This is a genomic window from uncultured Luteimonas sp. (assembly GCF_947492465.1).
Lineage (GTDB): Bacteria > Pseudomonadota > Gammaproteobacteria > Xanthomonadales > Xanthomonadaceae > Luteimonas.
Genome location: NZ_CANLNF010000009.1, coordinates 67,582 through 94,548, shown reverse-complemented (window position 1 = coordinate 94,548; position 26,967 = coordinate 67,582). Strand labels below are relative to the sequence as shown.

Below are 26,967 nucleotides of genomic sequence, written 5' to 3'. Positions count from 1 at the left end.
AGGCATCGCAGCGGACACGGCGTCCCACCTTGCCCCACCAGACGCCTTGCACGGGCGCGGCCGCGGCGCGGTCGGCTACACTCGCCCGATCATCCGTAGTGAAACCGCGCAATGCCCCTGACCATCGGCCTGGCCGGGATGGACCCTGCAACCGAAACCGCCCTGCAGGCGGCCTTCCTCGAAGCCAACCAGCGTCTCGGCGAGCGCTGGGAACTCCTGCCGGAAACCCGCGCCGACCACATCGTCGTCGACATGGACAGCATGTACGGACCGATGAGCTGGCTGCGCCTGCATGCCTCGGGCAAGCGCGTGGTCGGCCTGACCTCGGCCTCGCGCGCGCAGACCGATTTCCGGCTCGGCCGCCCGTTCAGCGTCGACTCGCTGACCACGCTGCTGGAGGAGATCGCCGCGCAGGCCGATGCGCCGCCGGCGCCGGAACAGGCCGCTGCGGAGACGCCGCCAGCCGCCGCACCCGCCAGCGTCGCGGACACCGAACCGGCTGCCGTCGCCGCGCCTCCAGCCGAGTCCCCGTCGATGCCGGCAGCACCGCCCGCAGAAGCCGTGCCGGCGCCAGCCGCGCCGGCCGTCCAGGCGCCCGAACCGGCCACCCTGTTCAGCCACCTGGCCTCCGGCCGACTTGCCGGCCACCTCCGCTACCGCCGGCCCAGTGGTCCGACCCTGCTGGTCGACGCCGACGCGCGCACCTACCACGGCCCGGCCGCGCTCAAGCCGCTGCTGCCTTATTTCGAGGGCGAGCTGGCGGATGGGGCACTGGAGCCGCTGGACGCCGCGACCTTCGAGCGCGAAGCCGCCGCGGCCGGACCGGCCCAGCCCCTGTCGCGCCTGCTGTGGCTGGGCGCGCTGGCCAGCGGCCAGGGCAGCCTGCTGCCGGGCCATGACCCGGACGCGAAGTACCGGCTCAACCGCTGGCCGCAGACCGAGCGCGAGTTCCCGCGCCATTTCCGCATCGCCACGGCGATGATGAAGGCACCGGCGACGCTGGCCGAGGTGTCCGCCGCCAGCGGCATCGCGCTGGAGGAAATCGTCGATTTCGTCAACGCCAACCTCGCCACCGGGGTAGCCGAAGCAGTGGCCGAAGCGGCGCCGGAGCCGGTGCCACAGACGCGCAGCGGCGGGCTGCTGGGGCGCCTGCGCGGGCGCTGATGCCTCCACCGCCCTGCACGTCGCGCGGGTGGTGGGGGATTACAATGCGCGGATGATCGATTCCAAGCGCTATCCGCGCCTTTCGCGCGTCGGCAGCCCCGCCGAACTGCGCGGCTTCGACGAAGCGGAACTGCCCGCCATCGCCGACGAGCTGCGCAACTACCTGATCGAGTCCGTCGGCAAGTCCGGCGGCCATTTCGGCGCCGGCCTGGGCGTGGTCGAACTGACCACGGCCCTGCACTGGACCTACGACACGCCCGGCGACCGCATCGTCTGGGACGTCGGCCACCAGTGCTATCCGCACAAGATCCTGACAGGGCGTCGCGACAGCATCCACACCGTCAAGCAGAAGGACGGCGTGGCGCCGTTCCCCAAACGCGAGGAAAGCGAGTACGACACCTTCGGCGTCGGCCACTCCAGCACCTCGATCTCGGCCGCGCTCGGCATGGCGATCGCCAACGCCCGCGCCGGCCGCGAACGCAAGGTGGTCGCGGTGATCGGCGACGGCGCGATGACCGCGGGCATGGCCTACGAGGCGCTCAACCACGCCGGCGGAATGGATCCGGAGCCGGACATCCTGGTGGTCCTCAACGACAACCGCATGTCGATCAGCGAAGCGGTAGGCGGCATGACCCGCATGCTCGGGCGCATGACCGGCAGCCGCACGCTCAACGCGTTGCGCGAGGGCGGCAAGAAGCTGCTGGGCGACAAGAACAAGCCGCCGGCCAGGTTCGTGCGCCGCTGGGAAGAGCACTGGAAGGGCATGTTCGTGCCCTCCACCCTGTTCGAGGAAATGGGCTTCCACTACACCGGGCCGATCGACGGCCACGACGTCAAGGCGCTGGTGGAAACGCTGCGCACGCTCAAGGGCCTCAAGGGCCCGCAGCTGCTGCACGTGATCACCACCAAGGGCAAGGGCTACGAGCTGGCCGAGGGCGACCAGATCGGCTATCACGCGGTCTCGCCGTTCGATCCGTCCAAGGGCGTGGTGGCCAAGGGCGGCACGTCCAGACCCACCTACACCGACGTGTTCAGCGACTGGCTGTGCGACATGGCCACCGCCGACGAGCGCCTGATGGGCATCACACCGGCGATGCGTGAGGGCTCGGGCCTGGTTCGGTTCTCGAAGGAACATCCCGAGCGCTACTTCGACGTCGCCATCGCCGAGCAGCACGCGGTGACGCTCGCCGCGGGCATGGCCTGCGAGGGCGCCAAGCCCGTGGTCGCGATCTATTCGACCTTCCTGCAGCGCGGTTACGACCAGCTGGTGCACGACGTGGCGATCCAGAACCTCGACGTGCTGTTCGCGATCGACCGCGGCGGCGTGGTCGGGCCCGACGGCGCCACCCACGCCGGCAACCTCGACCTGAGCTACCTGCGCTGCGTGCCCAACATGGTACTGATGGCGCCGGCCGACGAGCGTGAGTGCCGGCAGATGCTGAGCACCGGCTTCCGCCACGAAGGCCCTGCGGCGGTGCGCTATCCGCGCGGCACCGGACCGGGAGTCGCCGCGGGCGAGACCCTGGACACGCTGCCGATCGGCAAGGCCGAACTGCGCCGGCGCGGCGCGCGTATCGCCCTGCTCGCCTTCGGCGCGCTTGTGCCGGCGGCCGAGGCGGTGGCCGCGGACCTCGGCCTGACGGTGGTCAACATGCGCTTCATCAAGCCGCTCGACCGCGCCCTGCTGCTGGAACTGGCCGGCTCGCACGAGGGTTTCGCCACCCTCGAGGACAACGTGGTCATGGGCGGCGCCGGTTCGGCGGTCCTCGAACTGCTGCAGGCCGAAGGCATCACCCTGCCGGTGCTGCAGCTCGGCCTGCCCGATGCCTTCCAGCACCATGCCAGCCGAGACGACCTGCTCGCCGAAGCCGGACTGGACCGGGCCGGCATCGGGGACGCGTTGCTGCGCCGCTGGCCCGCCCTGGGCGAATCGCCGCGCGCCACCGCCGCGGCGGGCTGAGGCCTGCGCGTCAGCGCAGGGCGTCCTCGCCATCTTCGGGTGCGGGCGCCACAGCGAACTGCGGCGCCTGGACGTCGTAACCCTTGGCCGCCAGCTGCGCCAGGTAGCCCTGCGGGCTGGTCACCAGCGACAGTGGCAACAGCGCCAGGCTGGTGCCGTGCTGTTCGAGTGCCTGTTCCGCGGCTTCCATCCACATCGCCTGCAGGCGTGGCTGCAGGTCGTCGATCCCCAGTCGGGGCGCCAGCCCATTGCCGGTGAGCGCATCGATGCACGCCCGGTACTGGCTCTCCACCGGCAGCGCCTGCAGGGCCTGCACATCGCCCATCGCCCAGGCGTTGGCGCGGCGGCGCATGGCTTCCAGATCGGTCTCGATGCGTGCGAGCGTGCGGGCGAAGCAGTCGGTGTCGGCCAGCGTGGTCGTCTGGAACTCGCGGATGAGGGTCTTGGGATCTTCGACCTGCGCCTTGAAGTTGACGCCGCGCAGTGGCACGTCATGGCGCCTGGCCATGCGTTGGACCTCCTTGTCCACCACATTCTCGATCTCGAGGCCCGAGCGGCGCATCGCCGCCTCGTACAGCTCCTGCGCGGCGAAGATCGGCCGCCAGCGCTCCACGCCGCGATCGCGTCCGAGGTAGCGCTGCTTGAGCGGTACCCAGCGCGCGTAGAGCGCGGGCGGGACCACGTCCTGCAGGCGGCGCCCTTCGGGGTTGCGACGGGCCTTGAGCAGCGAGGGCACCAGCATCAGGCCGCGGAATACGCCGACGTCGGCATCGAGCGTGAACGACGGCGGCAACAGCACCTGCCCCGAGCGCGCCACCACCGATTCCACCCCCGCCGACTCCCATTCCATGCGCTTGGGCAGCGGCGAAACGGTGGCCAGGACATACAGCGTGTGGCCGTCCCTGCGCACCTTCCACAGTCCCGGACCCGGCAACGCACCGGAGACGACGACGGTTTCGTGATCCACGATCGAGGGGCCGGCTCCGGTCGCCGAAGCAGCCGGAGCCGCCTCCTCGGGGCCGGCGGTCTGGGCAAGCACGCCCGCCGGGCACAGCAACAGGGCCAGCCAGGGCAGCCAGTTCATTCGCATCATGCAGTCCCTTGCGGTGGCGAGCGGCCACCGGCGCTCAACGCTGGACCACGACCAGCCGCTGCAGTTCCGCAGCCAGCGCAGCCTTGGGGTCGAGCAGCTCGAAACCCTCCCAGACGAAGCCCGGCGCCACCACGCACGTCACCAGCACGTGGCCCTCCAACGCACACGCCGACTGCCAGACGCCCGCCGGTACGATCCACGAGCGCCTGCCGCCCGGATCCGGCCCCAGCACCACGCGCTCGATCGCGCCGCCGCCCTCCCGTTGCTGCAGCAATTCAAGCGCGCCGCCGTCGTTCCAGTGCCAGGACTCGTCCGCATCGACCCGGTGCCAGGCGCTGCGCTCGCCCCGGTCCAGCAGGTACTCGATGGCGGTCATCGCCGGTCGCTGTCGGCCACAGGCCTCCACGACAATGGGCGAGGCATGGATGCGCCGGTAGTGGCCGCCCTCCGGATGCGGCGCGAGGCCCAGGGCGTCGATGCAGCGGCGCGCGGAATCGTCCATGGCAGGAGTATCCGCCATGGACGGGTTGCCTGCCGCTCGCGCGCGTCGGCGCGTATCAGGAGCGCTTGCGGTCTCCGCGATCGCCCTGCCCCGACTTGACCTCGGTCTTGGCTGACTTCCTGACGTCCTGGGCTAGCGAACGCCCGAGGTCGTCGCTCTCCTTGAACTTCCCGTCCTCGTCGCGACGCACCAGCCGCTTGTCGCCGTTGGGTGCGATCAGTTCGCGCTTGCTTCTCTTCTTGGTCGCCATGCCTGCGTCTCCTGGAACCTCTGAATCAGCCGCCCGTCGGCAGGCCGATGCACTGGGCATCGGCGCCGTTGCGGGTCACTCTCCAGCCTTCGGATCCTGCGTCTCGGCCTCTTCCTTCACCGGGACCGTACGCGCCATCGTGCCGTCGGCCTTGCCCAGTTCGATGCCGGTGACCGGATTGAAATCAGCCGTGGACGCAAGCCGCACCGTCATCGCATCGAGCAGCTTGGCTTCCGCTTCGGGGAGCATCACGGTGGCCTCGCCGTCGCCACCGTCGACCGCGGTGAACTCGTCCGGATCGCTAACGAAGCGGAAGTTCTCGTCGCTGTTCCAGGGCCCGCGCATGTCGCCCTCGCCCTGCGAGGTGTTGACGTACATCTCCTGGAACTGCGGCATGCCTGCCAGCTTGCCCGGCGGGAAATTCGGTTCGATCGAATACAGCGCCTTCTCGAACGACTTCTGGTGCGCCATCTCGCGCGTCATCAGGAAGGTGAGCGCATCCTTGACTCCCGGGTCGGCGGTGACATTGATCAGCCGCTCGTACACGATCTTGGCGCGGGCTTCGGCGGCGATGTTGGAACGCAGGTCGGCGGTGGGTTCGCCGATGCTGTCGATATAGCCGGCGTTCCACAGCTGGCCGCCCGAGTTGATGAGCGCGGGGCCGCCGCCATAGAGCACCTGGGTGACGTGCGAGCTGCAGCCGTTGCCCTGCAGCGAGCGGAACAGTTCGCCTTCCTCCTCCACCGCTTCGGCGAGGCGGCCCTTGGCGCCCTTGTTCAGCATCCCGACCAGCGAACCGATCACTTCGAGGTGGCTGAGCTCCTCGGTCGCGATGTCCAGCAGCATGTCGCGGCGCCCGGGATCCTCGTCCGACAGCGCCTGGGTGAAGTAGCGCATGGCCGCGGCCAGCTCCCCCTGCGGACCGCCGAACTGCTCGAGCAGCAGGTTGGCCAGCGCGGGGTTGGGTCGGATACGCGGACGGTGTACTGCAGCCTCTTGTTATGCGTGAACATCGCTGTCTCCGTGCGAGGCCTTGGGGGGCGCGAGCGGAGGACGCTAGCAGGGGGCATGTCGCGACCATGTATCGGGATGGCGCTGTCTTCGGTGGCACCGGACCGACGGACGCGAAGACGGAAATGTGGGAGAACGGCGCGGACCCATCGGGTTGGAGGCACGCGCGGAAGTCCGCCGTGCAGCTGCCGCCGCCACATCCGCGCAGTGCCATCGTCGGGCGCGATACCGGACGTGCCAGCGCCAGACGATGCGGGGGCGACACGACTGCCGCACGCCCGCAAGACACGTCCCCAACGAAAAACCCCCGGCGCGGGCCAGGGGTTTTCGGATCGTCCGGACGTGGCCGGACGCTGAATTGGTCGGGGTAGCCGGATTCGAACCGACGACCACTTGTCCCCCAGACAAGTGCGCTACCAGGCTGCGCTATACCCCGGATTGGTTGGCGATTATACGCGACGCGACGGGCCGGCGGGCCTGCCCGGCGTCTGGATCGCCAGGCGAACGACCGTGGGGAGGTGCGTCAGCGCTTCAGCAGCGCCAGGACTTCTTCCAGCTCCATGCGCACCTGGCGCACGATCTGGCTGCTCATCGCCGATTCCTGCCTGGCGCCCTCACCCTCCAGGCGCAGGCGGGCACCGCCGATGGTGTAGCCCTGCTCGTACAGCAGGCCGCGGATCTGGCGCACCATCAGCACGTCGTGGCGCTGGTAGTAGCGGCGGTTGCCGCGCCGCTTGACCGGCTTGAGGCTCGGGAATTCGGTCTCCCAGTAGCGCAGCACGTGCGGCTTGACGTCGCACAGTTCGCTGACCTCGCCGATGGTGAAGTAGCGCTTGGCCGGGATCGGCGGGAGTTCTCGGTTGCTGCCCGGATCAAGCATCGCGCGGCCCGGTGTAGGTTTCCACGCGTTCCTTGAGCTTCTGGCCCGGGCGGAAGGTGACGACGGTGCGCGCGGAGATCGGGATCTCCTCGCCGGTCTTGGGGTTGCGGCCCGGCCGCTCGTTCTTGCGGCGCAGGTCGAAGTTGCCGAAGCCCGACAGCTTGACCTGCCGCCCCTGCTCCAGCCCTTCACGCAGCACACCGAAGAACGCGTCGACGAATTCCTTCGCCTCGCGCTTGTTGAGCCCGACTTCCTCGTAGAGCTTCTCGGCCATTTCCGCCTTCGTCAACGCCACGCCATCCCCCCCGACCGCCCTGCTAGCTTCTGATCCTGGCGCCATGCTCGCGCTGCAGCGCGGCGATGACCGCAGCCACCGCGACATCCACGTCACCTTCGGTGAGAGTGCGCGAATTGTCTTGGAGAATCAAGCCAGTTGCGAGACTTCTGAATCCTGGATCGACCCCTTTCCCGACATAACGGTCGAACAGGCGCAGTTCGGACAGCAGCGGGCCCGCGGCCTGGCGGATGCTGGCCTCCAGCGCCGCCCAGGGCACGCCTTCGGGGGCGGTGAACGCCAGGTCCCGGCGCACCGACGGGAAGCGCGACAGCGGCGCCGCGCGCGGCACCACGCGCGGGCGCAGCGTCGCCAGGTCCAGCTCGAACGCGAGCAGCGTGCCCTCCAGGTCGAGCGCACGCAGCAGCCGCGGGTGCAGTTCGCCGATCCAGCCCAGGCGCACGGGTGCCTCGCCGTCCACGCGCACGACCTCGGCGCTGCGTCCAGGGTGGCCGTGCGGCGCATCCGACGGGCGGTATTCCAGGCGCGCGCCAGCGCAGGCGGCCAGGCTGTCCAGGTCGCCCTTGAGGTCGTGGAAGTCCGCCGCACGCACGGTCGCGCCCCACTGCTCGGCCTGCGCGCTGCCCTGGATCACCGCGGCGATGCGCGCGGTCTCGACTGGCGCTTCGCCGTCGTCCGCGCGCGTGAACACCTTGCCCAGTTCGAACAGGCGCACGCGTGCCTGCTGCCGCGACAGGTTGCGCGACGCGGCCGCCACCAGGCCCGGCAGCAGCTGCGTGCGCATCACGCCCAGTTCGGCACTGAGCGGGTTGGCGAGCGGCACGCCGCCGGCGTCGGCCTGCCAGGCGTGCAGCAGGGCCTGGTCGACGAAAGCGAAGTTCACCGCCTCAAAATAGCCGCGCGCCACCATCTGTGCGCGCAGTTCGTCCTCGCCCACGCGGGTTTCGCTGGGTACCGCGATGCGCGCGGCACCGCCGGGCAGCGTGGTGGGGATCGCGTCGTAGCCGTGAATGCGGGCCACTTCCTCGATCAGGTCCTCCTCGATGGCGATGTCGAAGCGACGGCTCGGCGGAACCACGCGCCAGCCGTCCTCGCCGACGGTGACGTCCATGCCCAGCGCGCGCAGGATCCGCGTCACTTCGGCGTCCGGCACGTCGAGGCCCAGCACGCGCGACAGGCGCGCGCGGCGCAGGCCGATCGGCTGCGCCTGCGGCAGGTGCGCCTCGAGCACCGCCTCGATCACCGGCCCTGGACGGCCGCCGGCGATATCGAGGATCAGCCGCGTGGCCCGCTCGATCGCGGTGCGCGGCAGCTGCGGGTCCACCCCGCGCTCGAAGCGGTGCGCGGCGTCGGTGTGCATGCCCAGCCTGCGGCTGCGGCCGATGATGGCGGCCGGCGCGAAGTGCGCCGCTTCCAGGAAGACGTTGCGCGTGGCGTCGGTGACCCGCGTGTCGAAACCGCCCATCACCCCGGCCAGCGCGACGACGCGATCGCCGTCGGTGATGGCGAGGAACTCGTCGTCCAAGGCCGCCTCGCGCCCGTCGAGCAGCTTGAGCGTTTCGCCGGCGCACGCGCGGCGCACGCCGACCGGGCCGCCGAGCAGGTCGCGGTCGAATGCGTGCATCGGCTGGCCCAGTTCCAGCATGACGTACTGGGTGACGTCGACCAGCAGGCTGACCGGGCGGACGCCGCAGCGGCGCAGGCGCTCGGCCATCCACAGCGGCGTCGGCGCCGCGGCGTCCACGCCCTCGATCACGCGGCCGAGATAGCGCGGCGCGTCCGCGCCGGCTCCGAGCACGACCGGCAGCACCGCGTCGGTCGCGGCCGGCACCGGCTGCGCATCGAGCGCGGCGACTTCGCTGCCGACCGCCGCGGCGACATCGAAGGCGATGCCGCGCAGGCTGAAGCAGTCGGCGCGGTTGGGCGTGAGCTTGATCTCGATGCTGGCGTCCGGCAGCCCGAGATACTCGGCCAACGGCGTGCCGACGGGCGCGTCGTCGGGCAGTTCCAGCAGGCCCGAGGCGTCTGCGTCGATGCCCAGCTCCTTCGCCGAGCAGAGCATGCCGTTGGACTCGACGCCGCGCAGCTTCGCGGCCTTGATCGTGAGCTCGCCGACCTTCGTGCCGATCGTGGCCAGCGGCGCAACCAGGCCGGCGCGCGCGTTCGGCGCGCCGCACACGATCTGCAGCAGCCCGTCCTGGCCGGCGTCGACCTGGCACACCTGCAGCCGGTCGGCCTCGGGATGCCTGTCCGCCGACACGATCCGCGCGACCACCACGCCGTCCAGCGCCTCGCCCAGCACCGAGACGTCCTCGACCTCGAGGCCGATCGCGGTCAGCACCTCGGCCAGGCGCTCGCGCGCGGCGTCGGTGGGGACGTGTTGGCGGAGCCAGTTTTCGGAAAATTTCATGCTGAAATTTCGGGATAGGAGATTGGGGATTCGGGATTTGGTAAAGCGGTTTCACAGGATCCGGCCGGCACCGTGGATCCGCCCTTCCGAATCCCCAATCCCGAATCCCGAATCCCCGGCACTCAAGCGAACTGCTTCAGGAACCGCAGGTCGTTGTCGAAGAACGCGCGCAGGTCGTCCACGCCGTAGCGCAGCATCGCCAGCCGTTCCACGCCCATGCCGAAGGCGAAGCCGGTGTAGCGCTCCGGATCGATGCCCACGGCGCGCAGCACGTTCGGATGCACCATGCCGCAACCCAGCACCTCGAGCCAGCGCGTGCTGCCGTCGGGCCGCTGCCAGGCGATGTCGACCTCGGCGCCGGGCTCGACGAACGGGAAGTAGCTGGGGCGGAATCGCATCTCGAAATCGCGCTCGAAGAACGCGCGCACGAACTCGGCCAGCGTGCCCTTGAGGTCGGCGAAGGTCGAATGCTCGTCCACCAGCAGCCCTTCGCACTGGTGGAACATCGGCGAATGGGTCTGGTCCGAATCGGATCGGTACACCTTGCCCAGCGCGATCATGCGCAGCGGCGGCGCGTGCTGGCCCATGTAGCGCACCTGCACGCCCGAGGTGTGCGTGCGCAGCAGGCGGCCGTCGCCGAAGTAGAAGGTGTCGTGCATGGCGCGCGCCGGATGGTGCGGCGGGAAGTTCAGCGCCTCGAAGTTGTGCCAGTCGTCCTCGATCTCGGGACCGTCGGCCAGGTCGTAGCCCAGGCGGCCGAAGATGTCGGCCATGCGCTGCATGGTGCGGCTGATCGGGTGGATGCCGCCGCGGCCGGCGTCGCGCCCCGGCAGGGTCACGTCGATCGACTCGCCGGCCAGGCGCGCATCGAGTTCGGCATCCTCGAGCGCGGCCTTGCGCGCCGACAGCGCCTGCCCGACCGCATCGCGCACCCGGTTGATGGCCTCGCCCGCGGCCTTGCGCTGGTCCGGCGGGAGCGCGCCCAGCGACTTGAGCTGGGAGGTGATGCTGCCGCTCTTGCCCAGCAGGGCCACGCGCAGCGATTCGAGCGCGTCGGCGGTGGGCGCCGCCTCGATGTCGGCCAGTGCCTGCCTGGACAGTGATTCGATGTCGCTCATCTGCAGTCCCGTAACCCCGTGGGAGCGCCCTCGGGCGCGATGGCCTTTGCGGGAACCGCATCGCGCCCGAGGGCGCTCCCACGAAAACAAGGCCCGAAAAAAACGAATGGGGAAGGACTTGCGCCCTTCCCCATGCGTGTACCAGCCTGTTTCCCGGCGACCGTCGGCGCCCTGCGCCGACAACCACGACGGGACACGTGCATTACGCAGCGAGCGCGCCCTTCGCCTTTTCGGTCAGGGCCGCAAACCCGGCCGCGTCGTGCACGGCGATGTCCGCCAGCACCTTGCGATCCAGGGTGATGCCGGCCTTGAGCAGGCCGTTCATGAAGCGGCTGTAGCTCATGCCGTTGATGCGCGCCGCCGCGTTGATGCGGGTGATCCACAGCGAACGGAAATTGCGCTTCTTCTGCTTGCGGCCGATGTACGCGTACTGGCCGGCCTTGATGACGGCCTGCTTGGCGACGCGGAACACCTTGCGGCGGGCGTTGTAATAGCCCTTGGCACGGCCGATGACCTTCTTGTGGCGACGGCGCGCCTGTACACCACGCTTGACTCTTGCCATTGTTCAGCCCTCCTCAGAGATACGGAAGCATGCGGTCCAGACGGCCCGCGTCCTCGGCACGAACGTGGTTCGTCTGCCGGAGGTTGCGCTTCCGCTTGGTCGCCTTCTTGGTGAGGATGTGGCTGCGGTTGGCGTGGCCTGCCTTGTACTTGCCGGAAGCGGTCTTCCGGAAGCGCTTGGCCGCGCCCCGATGCGTCTTGATCTTGGGCATTGCGATGTCCTTGGGGTCGTTTCTAGTACTGGCCCGGGCGGCGTCCGCGATTGCGGAAGCTCTTTCCATCCTGCCTGGCCGGTGTGTAAGCCTCTGATTTCCGCGGGAAACCAGGGCCGGTCCAAAGTGTTGCGTACAGCATCCCCGGAGAACCGGGCCGGCCATTATGCCTGCCCGCGGGCGTGCCTGCAATCCAGCAGTCCGCCGTGCTGCCTCACCGCTCGCGGGGGAGGGCCGGGGTGGGCCCGCCGGAGCGAGGCTGCCAGAAAAGCGAAGCGCGCCTGACGGCGCGCTCCCCCACCCTTGCCCTCCCCCGCAAGCGGGCGGAGGGGAACGGTCGGTATCGCTGCCTGCGGCAGCGATTATTTCTTCTTCGGGGCAATCATCATCACCATCTGCCGGCCTTCCAGGCGCGGGCGCGATTCGATGACGATGTCCTCGCCCAGGTCGGCCTCGATCCGCGCGGCCATCTCGCGGCCCAGCTCCTGGTGGCTCATCTCGCGACCACGGAAGCGGATGTTGACCTTGATCTTGTCGCCTTCCTCCAGGAAGCCGCGCATCTTGCGCAGCTTGATCTGGTAGTCGCCCTCGTCGGTGACCGGGCGGAACTTCACTTCCTTGATCTCGACCTGCTTGGACTTCTTCTTGGCCTCGTTGGCCTTCTTCTGCAGGTCGAACTTGAACTTGCCGAAGTCCATGATCTTGCAGACCGGCGGATCCGCGTTGGGCTGGATCTCGACCAGGTCGAGGCCTTCGTCCTGGGCCTTCTGCAATGCTTCGTCGCGCGACAACACGCCGACCATTTCTCCGTCGGACCCGATCACGCGTACGCGCGGTACGCGGATCTCGTTGTTACGGCGATTCTGCTTGTCCTGGGTGCTAATACTGCGTCTCCGGAAATGGGGTGGCGGGGCACTCGGGGCGCCCGCCGGGTCTGTAGGGACGGATTTTTAACGTATTCGGGCCGCGATACAACTGTCAGGCCGTGGTTTCCGACGACAGGCGCGCGGCGAAGTCGCCGATCGCCATGCTGCCCAGGTCCTCGCCCGCACGGGTCCGGACCGCCACGGCCCCGGCCTCCTTCTCGCGGTCGCCGACCACCAGCAGGTAGGGCACGCGCTGCAGGGTATGCTCGCGGATCTTGTAGCCGACCTTCTCGTTGCGAAGGTCCACATCGACCCGGAATCCCTTCGAATTCAAGGCCTTGGCCGCGGCCGCGGCGGCATCGGCCTGGGCATCGGTGATGTTCATCACCACCGCCTGGACCGGCGCCAGCCAGGCCGGGAACGAACCGGCATGGTGCTCGATCAGGATGCCGATGAAGCGCTCCATCGAGCCGACGATGGCCCGGTGCAGCATTACCGGGGTCTGCCGCTGGCTGTGTTCATCCACGTATTCGGCGCCGAGGCGGCCGGGCATCATGAAATCGACCTGCATGGTCCCCAGCTGCCAGGTGCGCCCGATCGCGTCCTTGAGGTGGTACTCGATCTTGGGCCCGTAGAACGCGCCCTCGCCAGGCAGCTCCTGCCACTCCACGCCCGAGGCGCGCAGCGCGTTGCGCAGGGCATCCTCGGCGGTGTCCCAGGTGGCGTCGTCGCCCAGCCGTGGCTCGGGACGCAGCGCGATCTTGATCTGGATGTCCTCGAAGCCGAAATCGGCGTACACCCGCAGCGCCTGCTCGTGGAACGCGCGCACCTCGTCCTCGACCTGCCCGGCGGTGCAGAACACGTGGCCGTCGTCCTGGGTGAAACCACGCACGCGCAGGATGCCGTGCAGCGCGCCCGAGGGTTCGTTGCGATGGCAGGCGCCGAATTCGCCATAGCGGATCGGCAGGTCGCGGTAGCTGTGCAGGCCCTGGTTGAACACCTGCACGTGGCCCGGGCAGTTCATCGGCTTGAGCGCATAGGTGCGCTTCTCCGATTCGGTGAAGAACATGTTGTCCTGGTAGTTGTCCCAGTGCCCGGACTTCTTCCACAACTCCACGTCGAGGATCTGCGGGCAGCGCACCTCGCCGTAGCCGGTCTCGCGATAGACGCGACGCATGTACTGCTCGACCACCTGCCAGACCGCCCAGCCCTTCGGGTGCCAGAACACCAGGCCCGGGGCTTCTTCCTGCAGGTGGAACAGGTCCTGCGCCTTGCCGATCCGGCGATGGTCGCGCTTCTCGGCTTCCTCGATGCGCTGGATGTAGGCCTTGAGCTGCTTGTCGTCGGCCCAGGCGGTGCCGTAGATGCGCTGCAGCTGCTCGTTCTTCGAGTCGCCGCGCCAGTAGGCCCCGGAAATGCGGGTGAGCTTGAAGGACTTGAGGAAACGCGTGTTCGGCACGTGCGGGCCGCGGCACATGTCCACGTATTCCTGGTGGTGGTACAGGCCCATGGCGGTGACTTCCGGGCCCATGTCCTCGATCAGGCGCAGCTTGTAATCCTCGCCGCGGGACTTGAACACCTCGACCACGTCCGCGCGCGGGGTCACCTGCTTGACCACGTCGTAGTCCTGCGCGATCAGCTCGCGCATGCGCGCCTCGATCGCGGCCAGGTCGTCCGGGGTGAACGGGCGCTCGCTGAAGATGTCGTAGTAGAAGCCGTCCTCGATCACCGGGCCGATCACCATCTTGGCGTCCGGATACAGCTGCTTCACCGCATGGCCGACCAGGTGCGCGGCGGAGTGGCGGATGATCTCCACGCCCTCGGCATCCTTGGGGGTGAGGATCTGCAGCGTCGCGTCGCGGTCGATGAGGTCGCAGGCGTCGACCTGGCGGCCATCGACCTTGCCGGCCACGGTGGCCTTGGCCAGGCCCGGCCCGATCGAGCGGGCGACGTCCATGACCGTGACGGGATGTTCGAACTCGCGGCGGCTGCCGTCTGGGAGGGTGATGGTGATCATCTGAAAGGCCGGGATTCGGGATTGGGGATTCGGGATGGGGACAGGCAGGGATCCGGCGCGCCGAATCCCCAATCCCTACTCCCGAATCCCGTGGCCGCAAAGCGGCCAAAAAAAAACGCCACGAGGGCGCCCTGCGGGTGACCTCGGCGGTGTTCAGCGCTGGGCGGTGGTAGTGCTCATGTCGCACGCTCGGCCGGCGTTTCCGCTGGCCACCTCGGGCGGATCTCCCGCGATTCTACCCCGGATCGGCGATTGCTGCGCTGCACAGGCCGGCCTGCGCGGGTCGGTGGCATGATGCGGCCAGCCATCCGCAGCGGGCCGCATGAACATCCGGGGAAAAGCCACCTCGCTCGACATCGCGCACCTGGCGGGCGTCTCCCAGCCGACGGTCTCGCGCGCCCTGCGCGGCAGCCCGATGGTGAACGAGGAAACGCGCCGGCGGATCCTGGCGATCGCCGAGCAGCTCAACTACAAGGTGGACAAGAACGCCTCCAACCTGCGTGCCCAGCAGTCGGGCACGCTGGCGTTGCTGCTGTTCGAGGATCCGACCTCGGACGAGTCGCACATCAATCCGTTCTTCCTGCCGATGCTCGGCTCGATCACGCGCGCCTGCGCGCGCCGCGGCAAGGACCTGCTGATCTCGTTCCAGCAGCTGTCCAACGACTGGCATGCCGACTACGGCGACAGCCACAAGGCCGACGGCCTGATCCTGCTCGGCTACGGCGACTACCTGGCCTACCAGGGCAAGCTGGCCACGCTGATGTCGCAGGGCACGCCGTTCGTGCGCTGGGGCGCGGTGCTGCCTGGGCAGCCGGGCCTGTCGATCGGCTGCGACAACATCGGTGGCGGACGCCAGGCCGGTGCGCACCTGGCGCGGACCGGGCGCCGCCGCGTCGCGTTCCTGGGAGATGCGTCCAGCCACTATCCGGAATTCCTGGAGCGCTACGAGGGCTGCGATGCGGCGCTGCGCGAGGCGGGGTACGGCCTGGACCGGGCGCTGCAGGTGGACGCGGAAAGTTCGGAGGACTCCGGCTACGCGGCCGCGCAGGTACTGCTTGCGCGCGGACTGCCGTTCGACGCAGTGTTCGCCGCCAGCGACCTGATCGCGATCGGCGCGATGCATGCGCTGGCCGGCCAGGGGCTGCGCATCCCGGAAGACGTGGCGGTGGTCGGTTTCGACGACATCCCCGCCGCGCGCATCGCCACGCCCGCGCTGACCACCATCAACCAGAACACCACGCTGGCCGGTGAGCTGCTGGTGGAGCGGCTGGTCGCCCTGGTCGAGGGCACGGCAGCCGACAGCGAGCGCCTGCCGGCGACGCTGGTGGTGCGGGGATCGAGCTGCGAGGCACCGCCGGACTGACGGTGGCGGCGCTGTCCGGCGGACCATCCGGCTGCGTGCAGCCAAACCGTGCTTCACGCTGGCGTGCCGCACCGCCCACGTCCTGGCGCCGATATCGACGGCGCCTGTCTCGAGGCGGAACGCTACCTGCCCGAACGCGTGCGGCGTCGGTCAGCGCTGTGCGCCGCCGGCATGCGCCCCGGCCATCGCCTGCGTCAGCGCCTGCAGCAGGCCGGCATCGTCCAGCGGCGCGTCTCGCAGCAGCACGCGCACGCCATGCGCGGGCACCTCGATGTCGATGCGGTCGGAGATCTCCACCGGGCTGCCGTCGAAGCCGTCGCGCCAGGTGCCGCGCTGCACCGGCCCGTCCACCACGAGGCGCGTCGCGTCGGCGCCCTTGTTGAGCAGGACCAGTGCGGTCTGGGCGACGTCGCCGCGCTGGTAGACCCGGTAGAACGCGGCACGATCGCCTTCGAGCACCAGGTTGAGCTGGAGCCCGCGCTGCAGCGCCGGCGAGGCGCGGCGCAGGCTGGCGATGCGCTGCAGCGGCGCGAAGATCGGACTCTGTGCGGCGGCGTCGATCCGCGCCTGCCCGTAGTAGTTGCGGTTGCCGGCGTGCTCGGCGCGGCCGCGCATGAAGCCGGTTTCCGATCCGTAGTAGATCACCGGGATCCCGCGCGCGGTGAACAGCCAGTTGTGCGCGTCGATGAAGCCCTCGTCGCTGGCATCCATGCGCGGCATGTCGTGGTTGTCGTAGAACGTGGCCAGGTCGTAGGGATTGGCGTAGGGCCCGTCCCGCAGGTGCAGCGTGGGCGCCAGCCGCTCGTAGCCCGCGCCCTTGCGGCCGAACACCTCGTCCATGGCCTGCTTCATCGGGAAGTCGAGCACGCTGACCTCGCCATGCCCCTTCTGCGTGTGCACGGCGATGTTCCGGGCCTCGTAGTCGAAGGCCTCGCCGAACATGAAGAAGCCGGGACGCTTGCGCCGGATGCGATCGCTGAACTGCTGCCAGAAGGCGCCCGGCATCCAGCCGATGGTGTCGATGCGGAACGCATCGGCGCCCTGGTCGATCCACTGCTCGTAGGCACTGGCCAGGTACTCGAGCACCTCCGGGTTGGCGGCGTCGAAGTCGGACAGCTGGGCCAGGTTGCCGTCGTAGATCGAACCCTGCGCCGCATCCACAGGGCCCACGTTGCTGTAGAAGGCGTGCAGCGGATTGCCGGCCGGATCGAGTTGCGCCGGCGGAAGATTCTGGTGGTCGGCCAGCAGCCGCCCGTCGCGGTCGTACACGCGACCGAACATCGGCTGGTCCCTGGGCATCGACCACGCGGGCGAGCCGTGGTTGCCGACAATGTCCAGCACCAGCTTCATGTCGCGCGCATGCATTGCGCTGGCCAGCGCCGGGAAGTCCATGCCCGGACTGGGCAGGTGTTCGTCCACGCGATGGAAGTTCACGCCCCAGTAGCCGTGGTAGCCCGACTTGCCGCGGTCGCTGAGAATGCTGCCGCAGCCGGGCGCCGTGCCGCCGGTGAACGCCTCGTCCGGGTTGTCGACGACGGGCGTGATCCACACCGCGCCAAAGCCCATGCCGTGGATGTAGTCGAGGTTGTCGGCCAGCCCCCTGAAATCGCCGCCCAGGTAGCCGATGTTGCCGGCCACGCCGTCGCAGGGCGGCAGCGGGATATCGAAACTGCGGTGGGCGCCGCCCTGCTCGCGCTGGTCGTTGCCCGGATCGCCGTTGACGAAGCGGTCGGTGAGCACGAAGTACACCGCGTGGCTGGCGAACGGTTCCAGCGTGCCGTGGAATTCATGGGCGACGGATGCGTCGGCAACCGGTGCGGTGGCGGTGGCGGTGGCGGGCGCGACGGCGCGCGCGGCGACGGCACCCGGCCGCGCGCCACCGCAGGCGGCGGACAGGCAGGCGCCGGCCAGGACGGCGAGGATCGATGGACGCATGTCAGGCTTCTCCAGTGGCGGTGCGCGGCAGGGCATGCGACTGCGGCAGGCGCACCCGCAGCGTGCACAGCCCGGCGATGAACAGGCAGGCGCCGCCCAGCATCAGCACGCACAATGGATCGCCATCGAACAGCCTCGCCAGCAACACGCCCAGGGTGCTCACCGCGACCAGTTGCGGGATCACGATGAAGAAATTGAAGATGCCCATGTACACGCCCATCTTCGCCGCGGGCAGGCTGTCGGACAGCATCGCGTAGGGCAGCGACAGGATCGACGCCCAGGCGAAGCCCACCCCGACCATCGACAGCAGCAGCCATTGCGGGTCGCGCACCAGCGCGATCGACAGCAGGCCCAGACCGCCCAGCCACAGGTTGAGCAGATGGCTTCCGCGCAGCCCGATGCGTCGCGCCAGCCACGGGATCGCGATGGCCGCGAGCGCGGCGAAGCCGTTGTAGGCGGCGAACAGCACGCCCACCCAGTTCGCGCCCTCGTTCCAGGCCGCCGATGCGGTGTCTGTGGCCGCGTAGTGGTGCCGGGTCACCGCGGCGGTGGTGTAGATCCACATGCAGAACAGGCCGAACCACGAGAAGAACTGCACCAGCGCCAGCTGCCGCATGGTGCTTGGCATCGCATGCAGGTCGGCGGTCAGTACCGGCAGCAGGGCATCGTGGCGGAGCCGTGGCGCGAGCAGGCGCAGCAGGCCGTACGCGAGCGGCAATGACGCGAGCACGTACAGCAGCCGGTCCCAGCCCAGCAGCCAGACCGCGCACACGCCGGCTGCGCCAACCAGCAGCCAGGGCAGTCCGCCACGCGCCGGCGGCACCTGTGCGGCAACCACCTGCCCGGCACCTTCGGGTTCGGCGTCGTCGAACGAGCGCAGCACGTCGGGCGGGTACTCGCGCGTGCGCAGGATCGTCCACAAGATCGCCAGCAGCAGCACGGTGCCGCCGGCGTAGAAGGCATAGCGGACGGTATCGGGCACTTGCCCCGGCGGCGCGGTGTTCGCCACGCCCCACTTCGCCAGCAGCCACGGCAGCAGGCTGGCCACGACCGAGCCGACGCCGATGAAGAAGCCCTGCATGGCGTAGCCGGTCGGGCGCTGCCGGGGCGACAGCTGGTCGCCGACGAAGGCGCGGAACGGCTCCATCGACACATTCAGCGAGGCATCGAGGACCCACAGCATGCCCGCCGCGATCCACAGCTGCGGCGAGTTGGGCATGACCAACAGGGCGAGCGTCGAGAAGATCGCGCCCCACAGGAAGTACGGCCTGCGGCGGCCGAGCCGCGTCCAGGTGCGGTCGGAGAAGTAGCCGATCACAGGCTGCACCAACAGCCCGGTCAGTGGCGCGGCGATCCACAACCCGGGCACCTGCTCCATGTCGGCGCCGAGCGTCTGGAAGATGCGGCTGACGTTCGCGTTCTGCAGGGCGAAGCCGAACTGGATCCCGAGGAACCCGAAACACATGTTCCAGATCTGCCAGAACGACAGTTGCGGCTTGCTCGCCATGCGACCTGCTCCCCGTTTGCGCCGCGCGCATTGTCACCGCTTTGGCGGCGACCGTGCGCGCCGCGGCGCAGCACCCGGAAGCGGCCCGCGCGACCACCGAAACCGCACGCGGACCCTTGTTTTCAGGCCTGTCGTGCCCGTCGATGGCGACCTTGCCACGGCGGGCCGCGCATCGCGCTGCATACGTATTCATACGCCGGCGTGGCCCGCGGCGGGCGCCGCGACGCAACCCTTGTGGAATAGTGCCGTCCGTCCAGAGCAGGTCGGAGTCGCGTGTGGCAACGGAGGTTTCAGCAACCGAATGGTGGCGCGGCGCGGTGATCTACCAGGTCTACCCGCGCAGCTTCAAGGACACCGATGGCGACGGCGTGGGCGACCTGCCCGGGATCGTCGAGCGGCTCGACTACATCGCCTCGCTGGGCGTGGACGCGATCTGGATCTCGCCCTTCTTCCGTTCGCCCATGGCCGATTTCGGCTACGACATCGCCGACTACCGCGACGTCGATCCGCTGTTCGGCACGCTGGAGGATTTCGACCGCCTGCTGTCCAAGGCCCACGGCCTCGGCATCCGCGTGGTCATCGACCAGGTGCTCAGCCACACCTCCGACCAGCACGCCTGGTTCCGCGAGAGCCGCATGGACCGCGACAATCCGAAGGCCGACTGGTACGTCTGGGCCGACCCGCGCGAGGACGGCACCCCACCCAACAACTGGATGTCGCTGTTCGGCGGCGTCGCCTGGCGCTGGGAACCGCGCCGCGAGCAGTACTACCTGCACAACTTCCTGGCGGCCCAGCCCGACCTCAACTTCCACAATCCGGACGTGCAGGCCGCGACCCTGGACAACGTGGCGTTCTGGCTCGAGCGCGGCGTCGACGGCCTGCGCCTGGATGCGATCAACTTCTGCTTCCACGATCGCCAGCTGCGAGACAACCCGCCCAAGCCCGCGCACCTGCGCGCGGGCCGGGGCTTCAGCACCGACAATCCCTACGCCTACCAGTACCACTGGCACAACAACACGCAGCCGGAGAACCTGCCGTTCCTCGAATCGCTGCGCGCCCTGCTCGACCGCTATCCGGGCGCGACTACGCTCGGCGAGATCTCGTCGGAAGACTCGCTCGCCACCACCGCCGAGTACGTCAACCCTCAGCGGCTGCACATGGGCTACAGCTTCGAGCTGCTCACCAGCGATTTCAGCGCGGACTACATCCGCGGCACGGTCGAGCGCCTCGAGGCGGCGATGACCGACGGCTGGCCGTGCTGGGCAATCTCCAACCACGACGTGCAGCGCGCGGTCACCCGCTGGGGTGGCGCCGACGCCGGCCCGGATTTCGCGAAGATGCTCGTGGCCCTGGTGTGTTCGCTGCGCGGCTCGGTGTGCCTGTACCAGGGCGAGGAACTGGGGCTGCCCGAAGCCGAGGTGCCGTTCGAAGCGCTGCAGGATCCCTACGGCGTTGCGTTCTGGCCCAACTTCAAGGGCCGCGACGGCTGCCGCACGCCGATGCCGTGGGACGGCGAACCACTGGCGGGCTTCACCGCCGGCACGCCCTGGCTTCCGGTGCCTGCGGAACACCGCGCCCTGAGCGTCCAGGCGCAGGACGAAGATGCCGGTTCCGTCCTCAATGCCGTGAGGGCATTCCTTCGCTGGCGCCGCGGACAGTCCGCGCTCGTGCACGGCAGTATCCGCTTCATCGACGCGCCCGCGCCGCTGCTGGCCTTCGTGCGCGAGAGCCAAACGCAGTGCGTGGTCGCCGTGTTCAACCTGTCGAACGAACCGGCGACGTTCCCCCTGCCGCCCGAGCTGCGTGCGGCCGCCACGCTCGAAATCGCGTCGCTGCCGCACTGCGTCGCCGGATGCGACAGCGTCGAACTCCCGCCCCATCGCGCGTGGTTCGGCGCGCTCGGAGCGGACGCGCAAGACGGCGCGTGAGCGCGCGGCAGAGGCTGGATCTGCGCATGAATACGTATGCAGGACGGCTCCGGTGCTGCGCACCACGCCTACCATTCACCCGGACAACCGCACAACCGCCGGCGCACTGTCGGCGTCTTCAGAAACAGCATTCCTTCGGGAGGGGACAATGTTGAAACCAGAACGCAACCTGTTGAGCGTGGCGCTGGCATCCGCCATCGCGCTGGCAGCCGCCAATGCGCACGCACAGACCGCCGACGCGCAGGACCCGCAGGAGGCAGGCGAAGTGGCCGAGCTGGAGACGGTGGTGGTGACCGGCATCCGTCGCGGCATCGAGGACGCCATCTCCACCAAGCGCGAAGCGACGTCGATCGTCGAAGCGATCTCGGCCGAGGATATCGGCAAGCTGCCCGACGTCAGCATCGGCGAGTCGATCTCGCGCCTGCCGGGCGTGTCCGCGCAGAGGGTCGCCGGTCGCGCCCAGGTGATCAGCGTCCGCGGCCTGTCGCCCGACTTCTCGACCACGCTGCTCAACGGCCGCGAGATGGTCAGCACCGGCGACAACCGAAGCGTCGAGTTCGACCAGTATCCGTCGGAGCTGGTGAGCGGCGTGACGATCTACAAGACGCCCGACGCAGGCCTCATCGGCCAGGGCCTGTCCGGCACGCTGGACATGCAGACTGCGCGTCCGCTGAACTTCTCCGACACCGTGGTCGCCGTCAGCGGCCGCTACCAGGAAAGCTCGCTGGGCCCGGCCGCCAACATCGGCGACGACGGCAGCCGCTTCAACGCCAGCTACATCGACCAGTTCGCCGACGGCACGATCGGCCTGTCGATCGGCTGGTCGCATTCGAACACGCCCATCCAGGAGAACCAGGTGGGTCTGTACGAGCCCTGGCAGGCGATCGGCGACAACTGGCGTCCGGGCGTTCCCGAAGGCACCTACTACTCCGACGGCATCAAGGCGCTGCGCCGTACCGGCAAGCTGGAGCGCGACGGCGTGATGGCGACCCTGCAGTACCGCCCGTCCAACGCCTGGACCAGCACCCTGGACCTGTTCTATTCCAAGGCCGAGCAGGTCGATACCGCGAACCAGTTCGAGGTCCACATCGGCGATTACAACGGCGGCTTCGACCGGCTGGACGTCACCGATCCGCGCATCAACGCCAGCAACACCTTCACCGGCGGCACCGCCAACAACGTCTACCCGCTGGTGCGCGGCATGTACAACAGCCGCGAGGACAAGATCGAAGCCTTCGGCTGGAACAACGATTTCAGCGTGGGCGCCGCCCGGGTGGTCGCCGATGTCAGCTGGTCGCGCACCACGCGCGACGAACTGAGCCTGGAGAACAACACCCAGCTGTTGCCGCAGCCGCAGCTCGACAGCGTCGAACTCGACATCCGCACCGACGGCTTTTCCCAGCTGGTTCCGGGTCGCGACTACTCCAACCCCGAGTCCCTGTACCTCACCGGCACCATCTACGGTTCCGGCTACGGCAAGACGCCGCGCGTCGAGGATGAGCTGACCGCGTTCAAGCTCGCCGCCTCGCTGCCCATGGACGGCTTCGTATCCGACCTCGACCTCGGTCTGAACTATGCCGACCGGTCCAAGAACAAGCGCCAGCCGGAAGGCAACATCAACCTCGGGGCCCAGGGCGACACGGCCATCGCCGGCGATCTCCAGTACGGCCTGGTCGACCTCGGCTTCGCCGGTGTCGGCTACATCCCGTCGTGGAACGTGCCCGGCGCCGTCGCCCGCTACATGACCTTCAACCCGGTCGAGGACCTCGACTACCTGATCCCGAAGGCCTGGACCGTCGACGAGCAGATCAGCACCGCATTCGCCAAGGCCAACATCGACACGGTCTGGGGCAACGTCGGCGTGCGCGGCAACTTCGGCCTCCAGGTCCAGCACACCGACCAGTCCTCGAGCGCCAACTACTGGGACGGCTCGCAGCCCGTGGGCAGCCAGGTGATTCCGATCATCAAGGGCAAGACGTACACCGACATCCTGCCGAGCCTGAACCTCGCCTTCCTGTTCGACAACGAGAGCACCCTGCGCGTCGCCCTGGCCCGCCAGGTCGCGCGTCCACGCGTCGACCAGCTGCGGGCATCGTTGGAGTTCGGCGTCGACACGACCACCTGGATTCCCGGCGCCAGCGGCGGCAATCCCGAACTGGATCCGTGGCGTGCGAACGCCTTCGACATTTCCTACGAGAAGTACTTCGGCAACCGTGCCTACGTCGCCGCCGCCTACTTCTACAAGGACCTGCGCAGCTACATCTACACGCAGACGCGAGACGACTACGACTTTACCGACCAGGTCGCCTCGTGGCTCGAAGCCAACGAAGTGCCGCCCGGAGTGGTGATTCCGAACGTCGGTCGCTATACCGCGCCCTTCAATGGTGACGGCGGCAAGCTGCAGGGCCTGGAGTTGTCGGCATCGCTACCGCTCGACCTGGTGTTCGGCGACGCGATGCGCGGTTTCGGCATCATCGCCAGCGCCAGCTTCAACGACAGCGACATCACCATCCTCGCACCGGAGAACCAGAGCAGCGTCGGCACCGATCCGATCACCCTGCCCGGACTTTCCGACCGGGTGTACAACCTCACCGCGTACTTCGAGCGCAACGGTTTCGAGGCGCGCGTGAGCCAGCGCCGGCGTTCGGACTTCATCGGCGAGATCGGCAATTTCTCCGGCGAACGCACGCTGCGCTACGTCGTCGGCGAGAACATCACCGACGCGCAGGTGAGCTACAGCTTCGGCGATGGCAGCGCCCTGGCCGGCATGACCCTGCTGCTGCAGGCGAGCAACCTGACCGACGAGTCCTACCGGACCTACTCGGGCAGCAAGGATCGTCCCCTCGAGCGCATCGAATGGGGCCGCACCTACCTCCTCGGCGTGAACTACCGGTTCTGATTCCCTCCCACCGGTCACGCTTCCGCCCCCGCCGGATTCCTCCTCCGGCGGGGGTTTTTCTTGTCTGCGCGTTGCGCGACTGCCAACGGCGAACGTCCCTCCGCCGAACCCCTGGGCCGAAACGGCTGCTTGGGCGCGCAGTCGCCCTTCAACGCTTTCGCAACGCAGCAGCGGGGATGCGGGGCGCACCCTCCGACCGGAATGCCCCGCCACTTCGATCCAGCGGCTGCCCCCTGCCCGATGCCGCCCGCGTGCTTCGTCCCCAAGACAACGCCGGAACGGGCGCGACACGATCTGCGACATGACCATAGGCGCGCAGAAGCACGGCAACACCATGTCCGCCACGACACCGAAGCCGAGACTTCATCCAGTCGGGAAGGCGCGCGACCGCGTCCTGCCGATGCCGAACTGGTGCTGCCCGCGGTGCAGGTCGACATCGCGCCGGCGCGCTGCCGGGGGCGCAAGACAAGGCGGTGCGCACCGGGAATACCCTGGGCACACGGCAGCCCCAGCGACCGCCGGGGCAAGATGGAAAATGGGTCCACGCATCGCGTGGTGGGCGGTACAGGGTTCGAACCTGTGACCCCTACCATGTCAAGGTAGTGCTCTACCGCTGAGCTAACCGCCCGAAGATCCGGCACGCGACCGGGCCAGGCCCGGTGCTCCCCCACCCCGTTGGGGTTGGAGGCCCCGCCATCGCGGCGGGAGGCGAATTCTATCCGAAGCCGGCGGGAGTTGCCATCCGCCATCGCCATCCGGCCATCACGCGACGGACAGGGGGTTGGAGCGACCCGCCGGGCGCCACTTCGTCCATCGCTCCTGCGTGCCTGCCCAGTCGGGGGCGGCGAAGAGGGAGTCCGGCCGCCGCCATAGCGCGCCTCGCCACGCCGGCCTTCACATCGCCGGGCGCGGGAGCGAGCGGCCGCTTACCCCACCAGCGTCGCTTCCCTGATCTTGCGGATCTCGTCGCGCACCCGCGCCGCATCCTCGAATTCCAGGTCGCGGGCGTGCTGGTACATCTGCTGCTCCAGCGCCTTGAGCCTGGCCGCGAGCCTGGCCGGGTCGAGCGCGGCGTAATCCTCGGCCTGGTCGGCCACCCGGCGGGCCTTGCCGGCCGCGGCGCGGGCCGCCGCCGGCTCGTCGCGGGCCCCTTCCATGATGTCCATGACCGCACGCACCACCGACTGCGGGGTGATGCCGTGCTCGGTGTTGTACTCCACCTGCTTCTGCCGGCGGCGGTCGGTCTCGTCGATCGCGCGCCGCATCGAGTCGGTCACCCGGTCCGCGTACAGGATGGCCTTGCCGCGCAGGTTGCGCGCCGCCCGGCCGATGGTCTGGATCAGCGAACCGGTCGAGCGCAGGAAACCTTCCTTGTCCGCGTCGAGGATCGCCACCAGCGACACTTCCGGCATGTCCAGGCCTTCGCGCAGCAGGTTGATGCCGACCAGCACGTCGAACTTGCCCAGGCGCAGGTCGCGGATGATCTCCACCCGCTCGACCGTGTCCACGTCCGAGTGCAGGTAGCGCACCCGCACGTCGTGCTCGCCCAGGTACTCGGTGAGGTTCTCGGCCATGCGCTTGGTCAAGGTGGTGATCAGCACGCGGTCGCCCATCGCCACGCGTTCGTGGATCTCGCCGAGCACGTCGTCCACCTGGGTGGCGACGGGACGGATCTCCACCTGGGGGTCGATCAGGCCGGTCGGGCGCACCACCAGTTCGGTGCCCTGGCCTTCCGACTTTTCCAGTTCGTACTTGCCCGGCGTGGCCGACACGAAGATCGTGCGCGGCGAACGCAGCTCCCACTCCTCGAACTTGAGCGGGCGGTTGTCGAGCGCAGATGGCAGGCGGAAGCCGAACTCCACCAGCGTTTCCTTGCGCGAGCGGTCGCCCTTGTACATCGCACCGACCTGCGGCACGGTCACGTGCGACTCGTCCACCACCAGCAGCGCGTCCGGCGGCAGGTAGTCGAACAGGCACGGCGGCGCTTCGCCCGGCATGCGGCCGGTGAGGTGCCGCGAGTAGTTCTCGATGCCGTTGCAGTAGCCGACCTCGGCCATCATCTCCAGGTCGAACTGGGTACGCTGCTGCAGGCGCTGCGCCTCGACCAGCTTGTTCTGCGCATAGAACTGCTCGAGCCGCAGCGGCAGTTCTTCCTTGATCGCATTGATCGCGTCGAGCACGGTGCGCCGCGTGGTGACGTAGTGCGACTTGGGATAGATGGTGTAGCGCGCCAGCGAGCGCCGGGTCTCGCCGGTGAGCGGGTCGAACTGGGTCAGCTTCTCGATCTCGCCGTCGAACAGCTCGATGCGCAGCGCCTCGTCGTCCGACTCGGCCGGATGCACGTCGATCACCTCGCCGCGCACCCGGTACGTGCCGCGGCGCAGTTCGGTATCGTTCCGCGCGTACTGCATCTCGGTCAGCCGGCGGATCAGCTCGCGCTGGTCGATGCGCTCGCCGCGCACCATGTGCAGCACCATCTTGAAGTATTCGTTGGGGTCGCCCAGGCCATAGATAGCCGACACCGTGCAGACGATGATCGCGTCGCGCCGCTCCAGCAGCGCCTTGGTCGCGGACAGCCGCATCTGCTCGATGTGCTCGTTGACCGAACTGTCCTTGTCGATGAAGGTATCGGTGGACGGAACGTAGGCCTCGGGCTGGTAGTAGTCGTAATAGCTGACGAAGTACTCCACCGCGTTGTGCGGGAAGAACTGCTTGAACTCGCCGTACAGCTGCGCCGCCAGGGTCTTGTTGGGCGCCATCACCAGCGTCGGCTTCTGCACCTGCTGGATCACGTTGGCGATCGTGTAGGTCTTGCCCGAGCCGGTCACGCCCAGCAGGGTCTGCCGCGCCAGCCCGCTCTCGAAGCCATCGACCAGCTTCTCGATGGCCTGCGGCTGGTCGCCGGCGGGCTGGTAGGGGGCGACGAGCTGGAAGGTGGCGGGGTGCAGGGTCTCGGACATGGGGAACGCGGGGGCGGGAGGCCAGTTTAGCGAGTG

General features: G+C 68.7%; 19 protein-coding genes, 2 tRNA genes and 1 pseudogene. 5 read left to right on the top strand and 17 right to left on the bottom strand.

Going from position 1 to position 26,967, the window contains the following annotated elements; translation table 11 throughout:
- The first annotated feature begins 111 nt into the window (after nt 1–111).
- Both Q0863_RS16355 and dxs read left to right on the top strand, forming a co-directional pair.
- Complete coding sequence (locus tag Q0863_RS16355; RefSeq protein WP_298580937.1) at nt 112–1,164, top strand: hypothetical protein; 1,053 nt, start codon at nt 112–114, stop codon at nt 1,162–1,164.
- 52 nt (nt 1,165–1,216) lie between these two features.
- Nucleotides 1,217–3,124, top strand: coding sequence for a 1-deoxy-D-xylulose-5-phosphate synthase (gene dxs, locus Q0863_RS16350; protein WP_298580934.1), 1,908 nt, complete (start codon nt 1,217–1,219; stop codon nt 3,122–3,124).
- A 10-nt stretch (nt 3,125–3,134) separates the two neighbouring features.
- Here the strand turns inward: dxs and Q0863_RS16345 are convergent, their stop codons facing one another.
- The 13 genes and pseudogenes from Q0863_RS16345 to thrS form a co-directional block, all read right to left on the bottom strand.
- Nucleotides 3,135–4,208, bottom strand: coding sequence for a TraB/GumN family protein (locus tag Q0863_RS16345; RefSeq protein ID WP_298580931.1), 1,074 nt, complete (start codon nt 4,206–4,208; stop codon nt 3,135–3,137).
- A gap of 43 nt (nt 4,209–4,251) precedes the next feature.
- On the bottom strand, nt 4,252–4,719 hold the full coding sequence (locus Q0863_RS16340; RefSeq protein ID WP_298580928.1) for a cupin domain-containing protein: 468 nt from the start codon (nt 4,717–4,719) through the stop codon (nt 4,252–4,254).
- Nucleotides 4,720–4,774: 55 nt separating this feature from the next.
- Nucleotides 4,775–4,969 carry a hypothetical protein gene (locus Q0863_RS16335; RefSeq protein WP_298580925.1) on the bottom strand — a complete coding sequence of 65 codons (195 nt, stop codon included), beginning with the start codon at nt 4,967–4,969 and terminating at the stop codon, nt 4,775–4,777.
- Between the two features lie 75 nt (nt 4,970–5,044).
- A pseudogene (locus Q0863_RS16330) lies at nt 5,045–5,982 on the bottom strand (manganese catalase family protein).
- Between the two features lie 357 nt (nt 5,983–6,339).
- A tRNA-Pro gene (locus Q0863_RS16325) sits at nt 6,340–6,416 on the bottom strand.
- Nucleotides 6,417–6,503: 87 nt separating this feature from the next.
- On the bottom strand, nt 6,504–6,860 hold the full coding sequence (locus tag Q0863_RS16320; RefSeq protein ID WP_298580921.1) for a MerR family transcriptional regulator: 357 nt from the start codon (nt 6,858–6,860) through the stop codon (nt 6,504–6,506).
- A complete protein-coding gene (locus tag Q0863_RS16315) occupies nt 6,853–7,155 on the bottom strand; it encodes an integration host factor subunit alpha (RefSeq protein WP_280942356.1) in 303 nt (100 codons plus the stop codon). Before Q0863_RS16315 ends, Q0863_RS16320 begins: the two co-directional genes overlap by 8 nt.
- 22 nt (nt 7,156–7,177) lie before the next feature.
- Nucleotides 7,178–9,565 carry a phenylalanine--tRNA ligase subunit beta gene (gene pheT / locus Q0863_RS16310; RefSeq protein WP_298580919.1) on the bottom strand — a complete coding sequence of 796 codons (2,388 nt, stop codon included), beginning with the start codon at nt 9,563–9,565 and terminating at the stop codon, nt 7,178–7,180.
- 122 nt (nt 9,566–9,687) lie between these two features.
- Nucleotides 9,688–10,683 (bottom strand): phenylalanine--tRNA ligase subunit alpha, encoded by a 996-nt coding sequence (gene pheS / locus Q0863_RS16305; RefSeq protein WP_298580916.1) that lies wholly within the window; start codon nt 10,681–10,683, stop codon nt 9,688–9,690.
- 202 nt (nt 10,684–10,885) lie between these two features.
- Nucleotides 10,886–11,245 carry a 50S ribosomal protein L20 gene (rplT, locus tag Q0863_RS16300; protein WP_298580913.1) on the bottom strand — a complete coding sequence of 120 codons (360 nt, stop codon included), beginning with the start codon at nt 11,243–11,245 and terminating at the stop codon, nt 10,886–10,888.
- A gap of 13 nt (nt 11,246–11,258) precedes the next feature.
- Nucleotides 11,259–11,456, bottom strand: a complete 198-nt coding sequence (rpmI, locus tag Q0863_RS16295; RefSeq protein WP_024889803.1) for a 50S ribosomal protein L35 — start codon at nt 11,454–11,456, stop codon at nt 11,259–11,261.
- Between the two features lie 362 nt (nt 11,457–11,818).
- Nucleotides 11,819–12,340, bottom strand: a complete 522-nt coding sequence (gene infC / locus Q0863_RS16290) for a translation initiation factor IF-3 (protein ID WP_298581004.1) — start codon at nt 12,338–12,340, stop codon at nt 11,819–11,821.
- Nucleotides 12,341–12,434: 94 nt separating this feature from the next.
- The gene (thrS, locus tag Q0863_RS16285) at nt 12,435–14,339 is read right to left on the bottom strand and encodes a threonine--tRNA ligase (RefSeq protein WP_298580903.1); all 1,905 of its coding nucleotides are present in this window, start codon (nt 14,337–14,339) and stop codon (nt 12,435–12,437) included.
- A gap of 322 nt (nt 14,340–14,661) precedes the next feature.
- Here thrS and Q0863_RS16280 point away from each other — a divergent pair, with 322 nt between their 5' ends.
- On the top strand, nt 14,662–15,702 hold the full coding sequence (locus tag Q0863_RS16280; RefSeq protein WP_298580900.1) for a LacI family DNA-binding transcriptional regulator: 1,041 nt from the start codon (nt 14,662–14,664) through the stop codon (nt 15,700–15,702).
- A 150-nt stretch (nt 15,703–15,852) separates the two neighbouring features.
- On the opposite strand, the gene Q0863_RS16275 is transcribed toward Q0863_RS16280, so the two are convergent.
- The gene (locus Q0863_RS16275) at nt 15,853–17,637 is read right to left on the bottom strand and encodes an alpha-amylase family glycosyl hydrolase (protein WP_298580897.1); all 1,785 of its coding nucleotides are present in this window, start codon (nt 17,635–17,637) and stop codon (nt 15,853–15,855) included.
- A 1-nt stretch (nt 17,638) separates the two neighbouring features.
- A complete protein-coding gene (locus Q0863_RS16270; protein WP_298580896.1) occupies nt 17,639–19,144 on the bottom strand; it encodes an MFS transporter in 1,506 nt (501 codons plus the stop codon).
- A gap of 275 nt (nt 19,145–19,419) precedes the next feature.
- Here Q0863_RS16270 and Q0863_RS16265 point away from each other — a divergent pair, with 275 nt between their 5' ends.
- Nucleotides 19,420–21,072: an alpha-glucosidase gene (locus Q0863_RS16265; RefSeq protein WP_298580893.1), complete on the top strand. Its 1,653-nt coding sequence runs from the start codon at nt 19,420–19,422 to the stop codon at nt 21,070–21,072.
- Between the two features lie 148 nt (nt 21,073–21,220).
- Nucleotides 21,221–23,971 carry a TonB-dependent receptor gene (locus Q0863_RS16260; RefSeq protein WP_298580890.1) on the top strand — a complete coding sequence of 917 codons (2,751 nt, stop codon included), beginning with the start codon at nt 21,221–21,223 and terminating at the stop codon, nt 23,969–23,971.
- A gap of 553 nt (nt 23,972–24,524) precedes the next feature.
- Here the strand turns inward: Q0863_RS16260 and Q0863_RS16255 are convergent.
- Together Q0863_RS16255 and uvrB are read right to left on the bottom strand one after the other, a co-directional pair.
- A tRNA-Val gene (locus tag Q0863_RS16255) sits at nt 24,525–24,599 on the bottom strand.
- Nucleotides 24,600–24,897: 298 nt separating this feature from the next.
- Entirely contained in the window at nt 24,898–26,931 is a 2,034-nt protein-coding gene (gene uvrB, locus Q0863_RS16250) for an excinuclease ABC subunit UvrB (RefSeq protein ID WP_298580888.1), read from the bottom strand.
- Between the last annotated feature and the right edge of the window lie 36 nt (nt 26,932–26,967).